This is a genomic window from Acetobacter orientalis, from assembly GCF_000963965.1.
In the GTDB taxonomy this organism is placed as follows: domain Bacteria; phylum Pseudomonadota; class Alphaproteobacteria; order Acetobacterales; family Acetobacteraceae; genus Acetobacter; species Acetobacter orientalis.
Window position 1 is genome coordinate 83,655 of record NZ_BAMX01000017.1, and the last position, 14,863, is coordinate 98,517.

18 protein-coding genes are annotated in these 14,863 nt (G+C 50.8%); 1 reads left to right on the top strand and 17 read right to left on the bottom strand.

Annotated elements, in window-relative coordinates; genetic code table 11:
* The first annotated feature begins 23 nt into the window (after positions 1–23).
* Positions 24–818: a P-loop NTPase family protein gene (locus Abor_RS07640; protein ID WP_048841250.1), complete on the top strand. Its 795-nt coding sequence runs from the start codon at positions 24–26 to the stop codon at positions 816–818.
* 9 nt (positions 819–827) lie between these two features.
* Here Abor_RS07640 and Abor_RS07645 read toward each other — a convergent pair whose 3' ends face one another.
* The 17 genes from Abor_RS07645 to Abor_RS07725 all read right to left on the bottom strand — a co-directional run bounded on the left by Abor_RS07645 (position 828) and on the right by Abor_RS07725 (position 14,809).
* Entirely contained in the window at positions 828–1,193 is a 366-nt protein-coding gene (locus tag Abor_RS07645; RefSeq protein WP_048841251.1) for a hypothetical protein, read from the bottom strand.
* A gap of 26 nt (positions 1,194–1,219) precedes the next feature.
* Positions 1,220–1,747, bottom strand: coding sequence for a chemotaxis protein CheD (locus tag Abor_RS07650; RefSeq protein ID WP_084594428.1), 528 nt, complete (start codon positions 1,745–1,747; stop codon positions 1,220–1,222).
* Positions 1,744–2,133 (bottom strand): response regulator, encoded by a 390-nt coding sequence (locus Abor_RS07655; RefSeq protein ID WP_048841252.1) that lies wholly within the window; start codon positions 2,131–2,133, stop codon positions 1,744–1,746. The genes Abor_RS07650 and Abor_RS07655 overlap by 4 nt, the downstream gene beginning before the upstream one ends.
* An 86-nt stretch (positions 2,134–2,219) precedes the next feature.
* Positions 2,220–3,251: a protein-glutamate methylesterase/protein-glutamine glutaminase gene (locus Abor_RS07660; RefSeq protein WP_048841253.1), complete on the bottom strand. Its 1,032-nt coding sequence runs from the start codon at positions 3,249–3,251 to the stop codon at positions 2,220–2,222.
* A 3-nt stretch (positions 3,252–3,254) separates the two neighbouring features.
* Positions 3,255–4,097, bottom strand: coding sequence for a CheR family methyltransferase (locus Abor_RS07665; RefSeq protein ID WP_048841254.1), 843 nt, complete (start codon positions 4,095–4,097; stop codon positions 3,255–3,257).
* A complete protein-coding gene (locus Abor_RS07670) occupies positions 4,094–4,555 on the bottom strand; it encodes a chemotaxis protein CheW (protein ID WP_048841255.1) in 462 nt (153 codons plus the stop codon). The genes Abor_RS07665 and Abor_RS07670 overlap by 4 nt, the downstream gene beginning before the upstream one ends.
* Before the next feature lie 50 nt (positions 4,556–4,605).
* Positions 4,606–6,933 (bottom strand): chemotaxis protein CheA, encoded by a 2,328-nt coding sequence (locus Abor_RS07675; RefSeq protein WP_048841256.1) that lies wholly within the window; start codon positions 6,931–6,933, stop codon positions 4,606–4,608.
* Positions 6,934–6,948: 15 nt separating this feature from the next.
* Positions 6,949–7,332 (bottom strand): response regulator, encoded by a 384-nt coding sequence (locus Abor_RS07680; RefSeq protein ID WP_048841257.1) that lies wholly within the window; start codon positions 7,330–7,332, stop codon positions 6,949–6,951.
* Position 7,333: 1 nt separating this feature from the next.
* Positions 7,334–7,636 (bottom strand): STAS domain-containing protein, encoded by a 303-nt coding sequence (locus Abor_RS07685; protein WP_048841258.1) that lies wholly within the window; start codon positions 7,634–7,636, stop codon positions 7,334–7,336.
* Positions 7,636–9,066: a methyl-accepting chemotaxis protein gene (locus tag Abor_RS07690; protein WP_232015121.1), complete on the bottom strand. Its 1,431-nt coding sequence runs from the start codon at positions 9,064–9,066 to the stop codon at positions 7,636–7,638. Before Abor_RS07690 ends, Abor_RS07685 begins: the two co-directional genes overlap by 1 nt.
* A gap of 309 nt (positions 9,067–9,375) precedes the next feature.
* Complete coding sequence (gene fliP / locus Abor_RS07695; protein ID WP_048841331.1) at positions 9,376–10,152, bottom strand: flagellar type III secretion system pore protein FliP; 777 nt, start codon at positions 10,150–10,152, stop codon at positions 9,376–9,378.
* A 13-nt stretch (positions 10,153–10,165) separates the two neighbouring features.
* Positions 10,166–10,519: a flagellar biosynthetic protein FliO gene (locus Abor_RS07700; RefSeq protein WP_126621110.1), complete on the bottom strand. Its 354-nt coding sequence runs from the start codon at positions 10,517–10,519 to the stop codon at positions 10,166–10,168.
* Between the two features lie 11 nt (positions 10,520–10,530).
* Entirely contained in the window at positions 10,531–10,905 is a 375-nt protein-coding gene (gene fliN / locus Abor_RS07705) for a flagellar motor switch protein FliN (protein WP_048841260.1), read from the bottom strand.
* Complete coding sequence (locus Abor_RS07710; RefSeq protein ID WP_048841261.1) at positions 10,902–11,606, bottom strand: FliH/SctL family protein; 705 nt, start codon at positions 11,604–11,606, stop codon at positions 10,902–10,904. Before Abor_RS07710 ends, fliN begins: the two co-directional genes overlap by 4 nt.
* A gap of 3 nt (positions 11,607–11,609) precedes the next feature.
* Positions 11,610–13,262, bottom strand: coding sequence for a flagellar basal-body MS-ring/collar protein FliF (gene fliF / locus Abor_RS07715; RefSeq protein WP_048841262.1), 1,653 nt, complete (start codon positions 13,260–13,262; stop codon positions 11,610–11,612).
* A 198-nt stretch (positions 13,263–13,460) separates the two neighbouring features.
* Entirely contained in the window at positions 13,461–13,799 is a 339-nt protein-coding gene (locus Abor_RS07720; protein ID WP_232015122.1) for a hypothetical protein, read from the bottom strand.
* A 20-nt stretch (positions 13,800–13,819) separates the two neighbouring features.
* Positions 13,820–14,809: a MotE family protein gene (locus Abor_RS07725; protein ID WP_126621111.1), complete on the bottom strand. Its 990-nt coding sequence runs from the start codon at positions 14,807–14,809 to the stop codon at positions 13,820–13,822.
* Positions 14,810–14,863: the final 54 nt, after the last annotated feature.

Below are 14,863 nucleotides of genomic sequence, written 5' to 3' on the forward strand. Positions count from 1 at the left end.
GCCAGAACGGGAACCCTACTCCGATGCAAGATATGCCACACGACCTTACGGCTTCATCGGCACCTCAAGAAACAGAGAGCGCTCCTGCTCATGGCATAGATCTTCCTGTTGCTCACCTAACAGTAGAAGACATTTTGCGCTGGCACTCTGTCCCTTACCCTTTGATAGACGCTTTAGCTGGTGCATCTTTAGCAGAAGGTCTGGAGCAAGTTCTTAATTTTACTCCATTGCAAGATGCTGTTTCTGCACCTTTGGCTTTTGGCGGTGCCTCTGGTTCTGGCAAAACGTTAGTTTTAGCAAAACTTGCTGCGCAAAACGCCCTTAATGGCACCCCCCCCCTTATTATAGCCTGTGACCATAACGCAGGCAGCTTGGCCAAACTCAGCGCGTTGGTGCAACCCTTTAACATTGAGGTTGTCGTAGCCAGAACGCCAGAAAACGTAGCAGCCGCCCTTAATGCACGCCCCGAAGGCCAACCCGTACTGTGTGACCTACCCGGCATTTGCGTTTATTCTGCGCTCAGCATGTCTAAAATGATGCAAATGGTCGATATATTAGGGGCTGACCTTTCTCTGGTGCTGCCCGCTGGGCTAGATGCTGAAGAATCAGCTGATATTGGTGAAATGTTTGCCGAATGCGGTGCCACAACTATGGTGGCCAGCAAAATGGATCAAGCAGGTCGTGTTGGCGGCATTATTGCTGCAGCAGCATGCGGGCTAAGCCTAACCTACGGCAGCTGCTCGTCTAATATTGTGGGCGGGCTTGTCTCTCTTAACCCTACAGTGTTGGCACGGCGGTTACTGACCTTACCAACGTAACAACACGTTTTAAAAGAGCTCAACGTCTCCGGCTGCTTCTGTTTCAGAGCGAGCGGCCCCATTATGCAAAACCTGCACCACATGCCCAAGTGCAGCAGAGCCATAGAGCTCTTTCAGCGTTATTGTACCCGCTGCGTTCAGTTGAGTATGGGCCGCTAAGTCTTTTAAAATACCACTCGCCGCCTGCACAGTTTGCGTTGCAATATCAAGCTTTTGCAGGCCTTGTACATCCACCTCTTGCGCTTTGCCGGGGTTGCTTATGCAAACAGAAACAACCTGCTGCGCCTCAGATAAATCAGCAAAAACCGTATCCAGCAAAGCGGCAACTCTTACAACCACATCCTGGACTGCTATCGTTTCATCGCTATGCTTCATGTCATATTCTTTCCATTAAAGAGATCTTAAAATTTTACAGCGCCAGACACAGCAGAAATTGACTTTTCTGTTTCCAGAATATCCTTCATTTCAACATGGTCTGTTATAAAACTATGCTGCACACGCCCTGTCGCAGGCCAAAAACGAATACGCCGTGCAGACTGGCCCCCTAAGCTTTTTGCCACGCACGCAATACCTGCATCCGCAAGATACTGCATAACATAGCGGCTATTGGCCTCGCCTATTTGGTCAAGCAGCGGCACCACTGCACCACCCCCAAACACTTTGCAAACCAAATTTCTCTGCTGCCCACCGGCTTGTAAAACAGCCTTAACAAGGGCTGGCATAGCTTGCTCACCAAATTGCAAACCTGCGCCCTTTTTTGCCGTGCCAGACGGTAACAAAAAATGGTTCATGCCCCCTACACGGGCTATGGGGTCATAAAGGCACGCCGCAACACAAGACCCCAAGCCCGTTACCAGCACGGTCTGTGGGGCTGCCGTTACCACAACCTCACTTAGTAATACTGGCCTTATGTCAGACGGCTCAATCACTTGATAGGGCCAAAAACCTTTTCAAGCACCTCTCTCAATTTGGCAACAGTATAAGGTTTGGCCAGAAAATTATTAACGCCAGACTTAATCGCTTCCTGTACCAAATCTTTGCTGGCTTCACTTGTTAAAATAATAAACGCAACTTTCTGCGTTGCAGCGTTAGCGCGCACTGCCTTTAAAAGCTGCAAGCCGTCCATTTCTGGCATGTTAAAGTCTGAAATAACCAAATGCGTCGGGTTCTGTGCCAAATATTGCAGGGCTTCTTTACCGTCTTTACGCTGGGCAACATTAACAAACCCAATTTCAGCCATACTGTTTGCCAAAATCTGCCGGATAGAAGACTGGTCATCAACAATAAGAGCCCTAATCTGAGAGGCTGCGGGCATGGTCTTTCTTCTCTTTCCCTATGTGGCCCGTAGGGGCCAAGTCAAAACGCTTTTAAACGACAACCGGCTTTTCTGTTAAGCCGCAGTTATTTCTTGCAGGCAGACAAAGCGGCTCGGCTTATCTGGTTAAGTGGTACAATTTGGCAGGCAGCCCCAATTTCGGCTGCTACGCGCGGCATACCGTAAACAACCGAGCTATCATGGTCTTGCGCAATGGTCATAGCGCCAGCCTGCCGCATAGCCAACAAGCCTTTGGCACCATCTTGGCCCATGCCAGTTAACAAAATACCCAAAGCATTAGGCCCCACTTGGGCTGCAACTGAGTCAAACAACACATCAACAGAAGGCGAATGCCCATTGACCGGTGGTGCTTTTACCAAGCGGGTGCGCAACCCATCAGCATAACGCTCAACAACAGTATGCTGCTCCCCTCCGGCGGCAATACGCACCATACCGGGGGCCAACCTCTCACCATTTTCAGATTCCGCAACCGAAAGTGCGCTAAGCGTGTGGTCAAGCCTTTTCGCAAAACTCGCGGTAAAGAGCTTGGGCATATGTTGGCATATAACAATAGGCGGCCCACCCGCCGGAAAACCAGAAAGAACTTTTTCTATTGCCTCTACCCCACCCGTAGAAGCACCAATAGCAACCAGAGCAAAGTCGTTACCCCATGCAGAAGGCGGGTGTGGCGCGGCCGTACAGTGCGCCTGTGCACGGCTAGGGCGTGACTGTGCGGCCTGCTTTACCAGCCGTGCCAGCCCAGCAAAGGCCTCTCCGCCAAAGCTGCATTCTGGTTTGGGAAAACAGTCAAAAGCCCCCATCTGCAAAGCAGCAATCGCAGTTTCTGCCCCTTTAGTGGTTAAGCTAGAAACCATAACAACCGGTATGGGCCGCAGGCGCATAATTTTATCAAGAAATTGCAACCCGTTCATACACGGCATTTCAACATCAAGGGTAATAACATCAGGCTGGTCGCGTATAATCAGGTCACGCGCTTCAATCGGGTTTGCGGCTTCTGCACACACCACAAGCCCCGGCTCTTTCTCAAGCGTGCGCCGAATAAGAGCGCGCATGGTACGAGAGTCATCAACAATTAAAACTTTAACCGGGCGCTCCATCCCTTAATGCCTTTTTTCGTAAATTGTGGGCAGTACTTGCTCCAAACCGCATTGCCGCGCACACGCTATTTTTTCTGAATGGCCAATATATAAAAAGCCGCCATATTCCAGCTTATCTGCCAACCTCTGCCACAACCTGTTCCGGGTTTGCTCGTCAAAATAGATCACAACGTTACGGCAAAAAATAGCATCAAACAGGCCCCGCATTGGCCACTCAGCATTCAAATTGAGCACCTTAAAGACGGGTAGCCGTGTAATAGGCCCGGCAAACTGCACAGAAGCAGCACCTTCAGTGCGCATAAACCGGGCTTTTTGCGCTGCAGAAATAGCCGATGTTTCTTCGTCTGGGTAAACACCTGCACGGGCTTGCGCCACCACCTGAGAGTTTATGTCTGTTGCCAGAATACGCACATCATGCTGCGGTGCCTCAGGAAAAACAGAGAGCACAGACATAGCAATGCTCCAAGGTTCCTGCCCGGTTGAGCACGCAGCCGACCATATACGCCCCCGCCTGCCCTGCCTTACACCCTCAGCAAGGCGTGGCAGCACCTCCTCTTCCAGGTGCACAAAATGTTTTCGTTCTCTAAAAAAGCCTGTCACGTTGGTTGTAAGCGCGCATATCATTTCATCCATTGCAACAAGCCCAGCCGGGCTTTGCACAAAATCCAGATAAGCAGAAAACGACACTAAGCCACTCTCACGCACCAAACGTGAAAGACGTGAAAAAACAAGCGTACTGCGTGATTCCGGAAAATAAATTCCAGCTTTTTCATGCGCTATCCGTCTTACAACTTCAAAATCAGCCGTCGTAAAGTTTTCTTCTAGCAGTGCATCTGTCGCGCTCATTCTGCTTGCATGCCGTTAATGAGTTCGTGCGCAATAACGTCTAGCTTCAAAACGCCAATCATGCGCTCACCAATCATGACAAGGCCGCTCAGGCTATGGCCTTTTTCAGCAACAACCTGAATATCACTGGGTTTAATGTCTGCCATATCAATAACCCTATCAACCAGCAGGCCGCATACGGTACCGTCACTGGCTTCAATAATAACCACAACACGCCGCGGGTTTTCTGGCTCTGGGGCTACATTAAGGTAAGTCGCAAGGTTAATAACGGTCAGAATAATACCGCGTAAATTAATGGCACCACACACATAAGGGGGCGCAAATGGCAGGGGGGTTGTTTTCTCCAAGCCCCTAATTTCACGTACACTTAAAATAGGAATGCAATATTCCTGCTCACCTACGGCAAAAACAATCATTTTTACCAGTTGAGTCTCACCTGTATTCACGTCTTTATCCATGCTGCAACTGGCCTGTCTGGTTTGTTTTTTGAATGCGTGTTGTGCGTAAGTTAAGCCGCGATACCTGAAGCAGGCTCCGCCAAGCGCCCATCTGCCCGTTCTGTGGTTGAGGCCACCAAGGCAGGCACATCTAAAATGAGAGACACACTACCATCCCCCAAAATAGTCGCGGCAGAAACACCGGGTATCTGGCGGTAATTTTTTTCCATGCTTTTTATAACAACTTGCGCTTGGTCTTTTATGTCTTCAACAACCAAAGCAACCCGTGCGCCGGTTTCACTTTCAACAACAAGAATAACGGCTTTTTCGGGAATGCTGTAACCTTTGGCCTCTTGCAAACCAAGCTCTGTTGCCAGCACCAGCAATGGCATGCATACACCGCGTATAGAAATAACAACACGCCCATCTGGCATGGTGTACATATCGCGCTTATGCACCATCAGCGTTTCCACAACCGAGGAAACCGGCACCACCATAGTTGTACCCGCAACCATAACCAGCATGCCGTCCAGCACGGCTAGGGTAAGGGGCAAACTCAAGCAAAACGTGGTGCCCTTTCCGGGCACACTTGTAATGCTAATACGCCCACCAAGGCCCAATATGGCCTGCTTAACCACGTCCATGCCCACCCCACGGCCAGAAAGGTCAGACACGCTAGACGCGGTTGAGAAACCAGGGGCAAAAATCAGATTGTTAATTTCATCTTCGCTCAAAGTGGCATCTGGGGCCACTATGCCACGCTTAACCGCAATTTCGAGCACTCGGGCTTGGTTAATGCCAGCGCCATCATCTTGTATTGTTATTAAAATACGGCCAGACCGATGGCTGGCTGAAAGTAAAATACGCCCCTGCTCTAGCTTACCTGCTGCCAAACGCGCTTCTGGCGCTTCTACACCATGGTCAACCGCATTACGCAGCATGTGCGTAAGGGGGTCAGAAAGTTTTTCGACCAAGGTACGGTCAACCTCGGTATCCTCCCCTTCCACCACCAATGCCACATCTTTATGCGCTAAAGAACAGGCCTCTCGCACCACCCGCTGCATGCGTTGAAACACGCTGCCAACCGGCTGCGCACGCACCGCCATAACTGCATTTTGAATATCCCGCGTCAGCGTTCGCATGCTGTTAATACGGCGTGCCATTTCCTGCTCGCTGTTGGCATCATGTTGCAAGCCGACAGTTTCGAGCGTGGCCTGCGCAATAACCAGTTCCCCCACCAAGTCCATCAGTTCGTCAACGCGCTGCAAATCAACACGAATAGAAGCTTGCTCAACCCGCTTTTTAACCGCTCCCCGCTCCCCTTTCTGGCCCGAGACCGCAGGAGGGGCAGCCAGATTAACCTTAACACCAGCAGGCTCAATTTTTGGGGGCTGCACCTCTGTAACGACCAGAGGTGCACTAAAAGACGCAGGGCTTCCTACCGCCGCAACAGGCTCAACCTCTGGAGCAACAACGCCGTTAACGTCAGTTTCAGGTTCGACCGCATCTTCTGGTGTGCTGTGTTCTGGTTGCGGTTTACCTGCCCCGCCCCCATCATCTGGGCCAGAGCCTGTGCCACGGCTTATGGTAATGTCACAAACATCACTCACCCAATCAAACACAGCATGAATACTGTCTTCACTTACCGTTGCGGGTAAAACCACACACCAAGACAGGCAAGGCTCACTGGCCTCTATCTCTGTTAATACCGGAAGGTGCGAGACATCACACCTGATCTCAGCCTCGCCTTGGGCATCAGCCGCAAGGTCTCTTAGGCCAATAAGCAGGTTTCTTGCATCATCACCCCGCTCATAAAGTGCTTTATGGGGGCAAAACGTTACCTGTATGGGCAGCGCGGTATCAGCACCATCGCCTCCCTCTGTCGTCGGCTCATCACCAAAGTCAAAACTGACTGGTACTGGCTCAAAATCGATCGGCACAGGGGTAAAATCAAACGCTACAGGCTCAAAATCAGCGGGTATCAGGCTGTCCGCGCTGTCTGGTGCGTCTTCTTTGGCATGCAATGTTTCAAGCGATGTCTGACTTTCCGCCACACGCGCGGCGTCAACACCAGCACCCCCTTTAGCCTCTGTCACCAAGTCACTCAAAACGTCCATCGCTTTAAGTAAAATCTTGATCACATCATGCGTGGGTTGCACACGACCAGAGCGCAGTGCATCAAGAGACGTTTCAAAAATATGTGCAAACCGTACAAGGTTTTCTAAGCCGAATGAGGCCGCACCGCCTTTGATCGAATGCACCGCACGGAAAATAGCATTAATCGTGTCATGGTCTGTCTCGCCCCCTTCAAGGGCAGAAAGGCCACGCTCTAACTCCTGAAGCTGTTCGTCACATTCCTGAAAAAAGACGAGAAGAATTTCGTCCATACTATCGCTCATCCCGCCCCTCCCGGTTCAGGCTGTTACACGGCGGATAGCAGCAACCAATGCCTCAGCACTAAATGGTTTTACAATCCACCCTGTTGCCCCAGCTTGCCTTGCCCGCTGTTTTTTCTCTGGGTCGCTTTCTGTTGTTAATACCAAAATAGGAATATGCTTATAGGCTTCTTGCTTGCGCACAGCTTCAATAAGGCCAAAGCCATCAAGGCGTGGCATATTAATATCTGTAATAATAACCGCTGGTGGGGGGGCCGCTTCTTGCAGCTTTTCCAAGCCCTCTACCCCGTCACAGCCTTGAATGACATTATACCCCGCCTCTTCAAGCGCTTTACGCAGCATAATCTGGATTGTGGGGGAGTCATCTACAGTAAGAACACGAATTTCCTGTTGGGTGGTCATTTTAGGCTTTCTTCTCCAACACGGCACAAGGGGCAGTCAAATAGGCATTAACACCAAAAAGACCATAAGCCTCCCGCACTGCCTCAGAAACCCCAACAAAAGAACACTGGCTGGCCAGTAATATTTGCAAACACAAGCCGCCTACATAGGTTACCTGCGTTGCATCAAGCTGTAACACCCCCCCCTCGGCTTGAGCCTTACTTTGCTCTAGCAAGGCTTTAAGCGCAGGCGCGGCAGCAGTATCTAACCTTTCAGGCAGCAGGCAAAGACTTGCCCCTTCAATGGCAGAAAAATCTCCCGCCATTAGAACTCCTCCCACCCTTCATCAGAAGAACTGGTGGGTAAAGCTGCGGCCAAGGCAGGCATAACAGGGTGTTTTTGTGGTTTTGCCAATGGCGCAAAATCATAAGGCGCAGGTTGGCTCATAGTACGCTGCGACATACCACCAATTCTAAACGTGCTCAGAGTTTGCGCCAGCGTTCTGGTCTCAATTGTCAGATTGTGGCTGGCCGCCGTTGTTTGCTCAACCATGGCTGCATTTTGCTGTGTCACTTGGTCCATATCACTGATGGAAGACGACATTTCAGACAAACGCTTAGCTTGCTCTTGTGTAGAAACCGAAATTTCAGACACACGGCGTGCAATATTTTGGGTGCTCCCGGCTACTTCGTGCAAATAATGGTCGGTCTGAATAACCAGATCCACCCCTTTGCGCACCTGCTCGGCAGAAACAGAAATAAGGCGTTTAATTTCGTTAGCAGATTTAGCTGACTGCTCAGCAAGCGAGCGTACCTCTTGCGCCACAACCGCAAAGCCCCGCCCAGCATCACCTGCACGTGCGGCCTCTACGCCAGCATTCAGAGCCAGAACGTTGGTTTGGAACGCAATCCCATCAATAACAGAAATAATTTCGCCAATTGCATCAGAGGAATGTTTAATTCCGTCCATAGCTTTGGTTGTGTCAGCCATAACCCCAGTCGCGGCTGAGGCTTTCTCTAACGCTTGCTGCGTTTCTACCGAGGCCTCACCACACGCTTTCGCATTACGCTGCACGCCTTCTGTAATCGTACGCACCGTGGCTGTTGCCTGCCCCAAATTAGCGGCCTGCTTTTCTGTACGTTTTGCCAAGTCGTCAGACGCTGTCGAAATTTCGCTGGCACCTGTCGCAATTAATTGCGAGTTACTGGTAACCGCCTGCAAAGCCTCGCTCAAACGCGTAACGGACTCATTAAAGGCTTCACGCAAGGGCGCAAACTCGCCATCAAACATGGGGGAATCAATGCGCTGCCGCAAATCACCCTGCGCCATTTCAGAAAGAGAATTACGCAAAACATCAATAACAGCATGTGTTTGCTTATCGCGTTCTTGGCTGCGCTCCAATGACTGCTGAATTTCTCCTGCCATTGTTTGCAAACGTGCCTGCGCTTCCATCTGCTCACGCAGACCTTCAGCAAATTTGAGCATAACACGGGACAAGCGGCCAACGCAGTCTTTGCTTTCCAGAAATGGCACTGTCGCCAGCAGCTTTTGCTGCTCTATGCGCTCACCTCGGGCAAGCTGGTCACCAACATCGGCCAACCTTTCAACCGGAGCGGCCAAAACGCTAGTCAACATTCGCCATATAAAAAAGACAACAATCTGCCCAAACCCAAGCGCACCCATATTCATAAGGAACATGTGCTGTATGGGTTCGTGCACCCAATACCCAATGGCTTCGATAACAATCTGGAGCATCAGATAGATCTCCAGAAACATCATCACAAACCTAATTTTTACGCGAAATGGTGCGTCTCTATACAGCCACTTAAGCATGTGAAGTGCGATGTCCCTTCGTTGTCCAAGACCGCGAGCCACGCAATGACACTGGCTGCTATTATGCAGCCTTTAATACTCCTCAAAATACAATCCGTCTCTTAACTAAATTTAAAATTAGGATAGTTCATGTAAATATTTTGAAGTTTTACAGCGCAATCTAAAATCAAACTCAAATTATACAGCAATATTCATAAAAATTATGAATGAAACAGACCTTACCTGCTTCCGCTAACTGCCAAAACTGCGCACCAAACCACCGGCCACCATTTGCCACCCATCAACCATAACAAAGAAAATAAGTTTGAAAGGCAGAGAAATAGTCGCAGGCGGCAACATCATCATACCCAAGCTCATCAAAACGCTTGAGGTCACAATATCTATCACCAAAAAGGGCAAATACAGCAAAAAGCCCATTTCAAAACCACGGCTCAACTCACCAATCATAAACGCAGGCATTAGAACGCGCCACGGCGTTTCAGCGGGCACAGTCGCAGGCTGCAAGTTAGCAAGGTGGTAAAACGTCGTTAAATCAACAGGGCGCACATTAGCCAACATAAACCCTCTAAATGGCTCAATCGCTGCCTTTATGCCTTCCATTTCGTCCACACGGCCATCAAGCATGGGGGCAATACCCTGCACCCAAGACATCTCAAACGTGGGCTGCATCACAAAAAAGGTCAAAAACAACGCCAGACCAATAAGCACCGTATTAGGGGGGGTACCTTGCGCCCCCAAAGCCCCACGCAACAAAGACAACACCACAATAATACGGGTAAAGGCCGTTACCATAACCAACAGGCTAGGCGCCAAAGACAAAACGGTAATAAGCGCCGTTAACTGAATTAAGTGACTTGTTGTACCAACATCCGTTGCCCCTTTCCCCATATCCAAGGTAAGAGACTGCGCATAACCACATTCTGGCAAGAGCAAAGCGGCTAGTGCCAGCACAAAAACCAAAGCCGCATGCTTGCGCCAGCTTGAGCATATGTCACGCGCTATTATCATATTAATTTTTGGCTCACTCACTACGCACCAGCTCTGCGGTTTGGCTACTTTCAGCGCAGGGCGGAGCGAATACGTCCCCCTCACCCAACCACCCCAAAAAGAGGTCATTACCCCCACCGGTTAAAATAACACCGCGCTTACTCCCACAGCGTACAAGGCTTAAACGCCGCCGCTGGTCGAGCATAATGCTTTCCACCACCGCCAAATCTTGCGTTTTATGGCCCCGCTGTAGGTAAGATTGGGCAAATTTTAAACCGTGGCGGCTTAGTAAAATCAGCACCACAACAATAACGAGAGAGGCAAGAGAGAGCAGAACCGAAACAAAGCTCCCTGCCCCATACGCCATACCTGCCGTATGTGCTGACACGCGCTAACCCCTTAGCTAGCTGCCGGAGAAGAAGACAGAATTTCGGTCATGGTCACGCCAATATGGTTGTCATCAACCACCACAACCTCACCACGCGCAATCAAACGGTTATTAGCGTAAATATCAACCGCTTCACCCAATTTCCGGTCAAGCTCCACCACCGCGCCACGGCCGAGTTTGAGCAACTGGTTAACAGGCATCGTAGCTGTACCGATAATAGCGGTAATTTTCACCGGTATTTCATACATCGCTTCCATTTGCTCGCTGGCAGCATTTACTTTTGCGTCCTGCTCACCCGCCTCTGCACTCGGGGCGGCAGGGGCAGCCTGCTCCGCAGCACTTGTCGCAAAATCTTCTAAACCAATACCGTTATTCTCTGTGCTCATGGTTCTACTCGCCTGCTTTCTTCTTTGCTCATACCTTGCTGAGCAAGAGCCGTAACTGTCTTAACCAATTTTTCTAAAACCGCGTGCTGCCACTGCTGCGTATCAATCAAAATAGAATTCCCTGCGGTGACAATATGGATATTACCCGCCGCAACGTCCTCTTGCACGTCTATCTCACTCTCCGCATCCTCGCCAAGAATACCTTTTAGCAAAGGGGCATCGTGCGCACTACACACAACCCTAACGCGCCCTTCACATTCTCTGACAAAGTCTGCCGCATCAGCAACTAAATTACGTTGCACCCCTTGCAACACTTCAGGGGGTAATTGGGTGAGTTGGGTAACACTCTCAACAACAGTTTGCACAAAGGCATCGGCCGCTTGCTCAACCACGGCATAACGGCGCTGGTTTTCTTGGCGCAACCCATCAACCAGTGTGGCCACATATGCCTCGTACTGCGCACGCAAAGCCTCTTCTGTCTCTGCTCTGCCTTGCGCTATCCCTTCCTGCCGCGCGGCGGCAATGTGGGCATCAAACTCAATCTGTAATAGAGAAACCCGGTCTGGTTCGGGCTCTTTTTCCTCTGGTGCCTCTTCAGTCTCAACTACCGGCGCAACAGGCTTGGGTGGCGGCGCACCAAAGTCTTCCAACTCATAAAACAATCTGGAAAGCCGCTGCGCAGAAGACAAAGGTTCAGCCACAACCTACGCCTCTTTCTTCTTTGTTGGCACAGCTTCAAGCCAACTGCGAATAATCAGCACACTCTCATCAGGGTTATCTTCAAAGCGGTCTGCAACTTTCTTCACAGCTTCGCGCCGCAGTTTACCTTCAATACCGTCCACGTTCACTGTGGCATTATCATCAGCCAGCAAACCGGCATTACCACCAGCACCGGCCAATTGGCCATTTGCGCCAGACACCGTACCACCCGCACCGGCAACCAACTGCGCAGATGCCTGCTGGCCGGCTTGTACCAAAGCCTGCACCCCACCACGGCGCAACATTGGCCGCAAACCAATAAAGATAGCGCCAAGAGCCAGCACAATCGGCACAACCCATTCAGCCAGATAAATGAGAGTATCACGGCTAAAGAGGCTGTCATGGTCAGAAGCCAAGCTCATGCCGCCATCAGCCATAAACCGCATAGAGACAACCTGCACTTCGTCGCCACGCGTTTTATCATAACCAATAGCAGTTTTAGCTAAGGTGCTAATGCGCTCTATTTCAGCTGCATCTAAGGGGTGCCAAACTTGTTTGCCGTTTTTATCGGGCGCCATGGCTCCATCAACCATCACCGCCAAACTCACACGAGAAACACGGGGCCGTGTCTGGCTTACAACGCGCGTGCGCTTTCCTATCTCGTAGTTATTGGTTTCCTCTTCCCGGTCGTTGGTCGAGCCAGTTTTATTGTCTTGGTTCGCATTAGCATTAGGCAGGTTATTGCCAACAGAGGTATTGGTGTTTGCCTCTGTATTCACACTCTTGTCTGATGTGGTTTGCTGAGACCGTAAAACCTGCTCGTTCGGGTCGTAACTTTCCTGCGTTTCATGAATTTCATCCGTATTCATTGTAACCGCAGCGCGGGCGCGCACATGCCCCATCCCCAAAGTCGGGATCAGCATATCTTCCACAGCCTGAGACAATCGGGCTTCTTCAGCAATACGCGTTTTCTCTAGCGTGTTTTCTTGCCCGGCAGCACTATCTGGGTCACCGGGTTTAGCCAGCACATCGCCGCGTGTATCAACAATAGAGATATTTTGGCTTTTCAAGCCGGGCACTGCGGCAGAAACCAGATTTTGAATAGCCAGCACGCCATCTGGCCCCATGCGCCCAGACCGCCCGATATCCAGTATAACGCTTGCCTGAGAGGGGCTGGTTTGGCTCGAGAACAGGTCACGGCGCGGCAAAACCAAATGCACACGCACATTACGTACACCATGCAGCAGGCGAATAGAGCGCTCAAGCTCGCCTTCCATAGCACGGGTTTCGTTAATAGACTGTTCAAATTGCGTACTTGTCAGCGTGCCGCTTTTATCAAACAATTCGTACCCGACTGCACCACCACTTGGCAGGCCGTCTTTGGCAAGCAACAACCGTGCACTGGCAACTTTATCGCGCGGTACGTAAATGCTTGTTCCATCCTGCCCTGTTGTCGCAGAAATATGCGACTTAGCAAGATGATCCATCATCTCGGCAGATTCATTTAACTCAAGGTCACTATACAGCAAAGCATTGGGCTGTGTGCTGCCACGAAACACAAACAGAGCAAGCATAGCCATAAGGGCCACACCAGCGCCCCCCAAAGCAAGTAAGCGCGTGCGTCCGAGACCTTTAAGACCTGCCAGCAAATTTTGCATCAGACTATAAACACTTTTTCACAGTAAAAAGCCGGGCAACCTCTGGAGTATTCTGACATCTGCCCTCCTCATCCGGCCATACTACACGTTCGCTCTCGACCTATCATACAGAGCCTCTTACGCCTACCGCTAACCCGCTTCTTTAACAGAAACATTTTTCTAAAACGGCGGCTTTGCCCTAAATTTTCTTAATCAGCCTCAAGGCTGGTAAGAATTGGTCGGCGGAATTTTATTAATCGGCATATTCAGGCGTTGTGCGTTCTGATCTTGCGTCAAGCCACTCGGCCCTTCCGCCACATTGCGCGCAACATTAGGCATAAGGTCTGGGCGTGCCCAGCAATCTACCCCATTCCAGCTTTGCGTACAGTAAGGCTGCGGTGCGGGCGGGCGTTCTGGCGGCGCACACCAATCTTCGCCCTCTTGAATATAGCCTGCATTACATTCACGCCCCGTCAGCTGACGCATAACATGGTCAGGCGAGCACGCAGCCACACCCAAAAGCAGGAAGATTGCAAGCGCACGACTAGTCATCACCATTCTCCACACCCCATTACGCTTTATTGGCGCGATGGCTTGGCTGGCACAAAAGCAGGCATGAGCACTGGCTTACCATCAGCCAGTGTTGGTGCCCCCACTTTATGCGCAGGTTGAGCAGGTACAACAGGTGCTGGTTGGCCGTTCCACCACCCTTGCTCCGTTGATGCAGTCTGTTTTACCTCAGTCTCTGGCGCTGTATTTTTAAAGCTTCTAATACCCGCCATATACTGCGAGATCAGGTTTACGCGTTCAGGCGACATATTGCCCATAATGGCAGAGATTTTTCTGGTATTCATGCGAGAAGAGACCGCAACCAGAACATGCAAATCCATAATATTAAAAACAGCGGCGGCTTCTTTGGGTGGCATGTCTTCGTAAATTTTCACCAACCGGTCTGTTTCGCCGTCCAGCACAGCACGCTGCGCCTCCTGCTTTTGCTTTAGCTGCGCAAGAGATGCATCAAGGTCGTTCATCCGCACATCAAGCGCCGCTTTCGCGGCATCAAGCACCTTTTGCTGCGCGGCAATTTCTTTCTGCTGCCCACCCATTTCAGACTGATGCGCCAAAATGTCTTTTATCAGGTCTGCTTCTGCCCGCTTAACCGCCGGGTCAACCTCACCTGTGGCAGAAACCACAGCATGACCACACCCCAAATTATTAGCACAGTCTTCTGGGGCGGCTGGAGCAGATGCTGCATTTTCAGCGCTTACTGAGCCTGCCTTGCTATCGCCAAGATCTGGCGTTGGTACAGACATCCAGCCTTCCGCTGCGTTTTTATCCACTTGGGAGCTGGCATTTGTTGAATCTGGCGCAGCCGCCGGCGGTGGCGCCACATCATGCGCCGTGGCCGACGCAGCTTTTGCAGGTGACACCAACCCCGGCGACACCGCACTGGCATCATCACTCCACAAGGCGCTAACGATAGAGTGCACGTTAATGGCCAGCAAGAGCACCATAAGGCTGGAAGACATATTCACAAGTTTGCCAAAGGACAAACGGGGTATCAGCATCACCACCCACACCGAAGACGAAAAGAAAAAAACGTCAAAAAAGCAAACTCCTGC

Coding starts and splice junctions, on each gene's coding strand:
- Abor_RS07640 (WP_048841250.1), top strand. CDS start 24: ATGCAAGATATGCCACACGACCTTACGGCTTCATCGGCACCTCAAGAA.
- Abor_RS07645 (WP_048841251.1), bottom strand. CDS start 1,193: ATGAAGCATAGCGATGAAACGATAGCAGTCCAGGATGTGGTTGTAAGA.
- Abor_RS07655 (WP_048841252.1), bottom strand. CDS start 2,133: ATGCCCGCAGCCTCTCAGATTAGGGCTCTTATTGTTGATGACCAGTCT.
- Abor_RS07660 (WP_048841253.1), bottom strand. CDS start 3,251: ATGGAGCGCCCGGTTAAAGTTTTAATTGTTGATGACTCTCGTACCATG.
- Abor_RS07665 (WP_048841254.1), bottom strand. CDS start 4,097: ATGAGCGCGACAGATGCACTGCTAGAAGAAAACTTTACGACGGCTGAT.
- Abor_RS07670 (WP_048841255.1), bottom strand. CDS start 4,555: ATGGATAAAGACGTGAATACAGGTGAGACTCAACTGGTAAAAATGATT.
- Abor_RS07675 (WP_048841256.1), bottom strand. CDS start 6,933: ATGAGCGATAGTATGGACGAAATTCTTCTCGTCTTTTTTCAGGAATGT.
- Abor_RS07680 (WP_048841257.1), bottom strand. CDS start 7,332: ATGACCACCCAACAGGAAATTCGTGTTCTTACTGTAGATGACTCCCCC.
- Abor_RS07685 (WP_048841258.1), bottom strand. CDS start 7,636: ATGGCGGGAGATTTTTCTGCCATTGAAGGGGCAAGTCTTTGCCTGCTG.
- Abor_RS07690 (WP_232015121.1), bottom strand. CDS start 9,066: ATGCTCCAGATTGTTATCGAAGCCATTGGGTATTGGGTGCACGAACCC.
- fliP (WP_048841331.1), bottom strand. CDS start 10,152: ATGATAATAGCGCGTGACATATGCTCAAGCTGGCGCAAGCATGCGGCT.
- fliN (WP_048841260.1), bottom strand. CDS start 10,905: ATGAGCACAGAGAATAACGGTATTGGTTTAGAAGATTTTGCGACAAGT.
- fliF (WP_048841262.1), bottom strand. CDS start 13,262: ATGCAAAATTTGCTGGCAGGTCTTAAAGGTCTCGGACGCACGCGCTTA.
- Abor_RS07720 (WP_232015122.1), bottom strand. CDS start 13,799: ATGGTGATGACTAGTCGTGCGCTTGCAATCTTCCTGCTTTTGGGTGTG.
- Abor_RS07725 (WP_126621111.1), bottom strand. CDS start 14,809: ATGCTGATACCCCGTTTGTCCTTTGGCAAACTTGTGAATATGTCTTCC.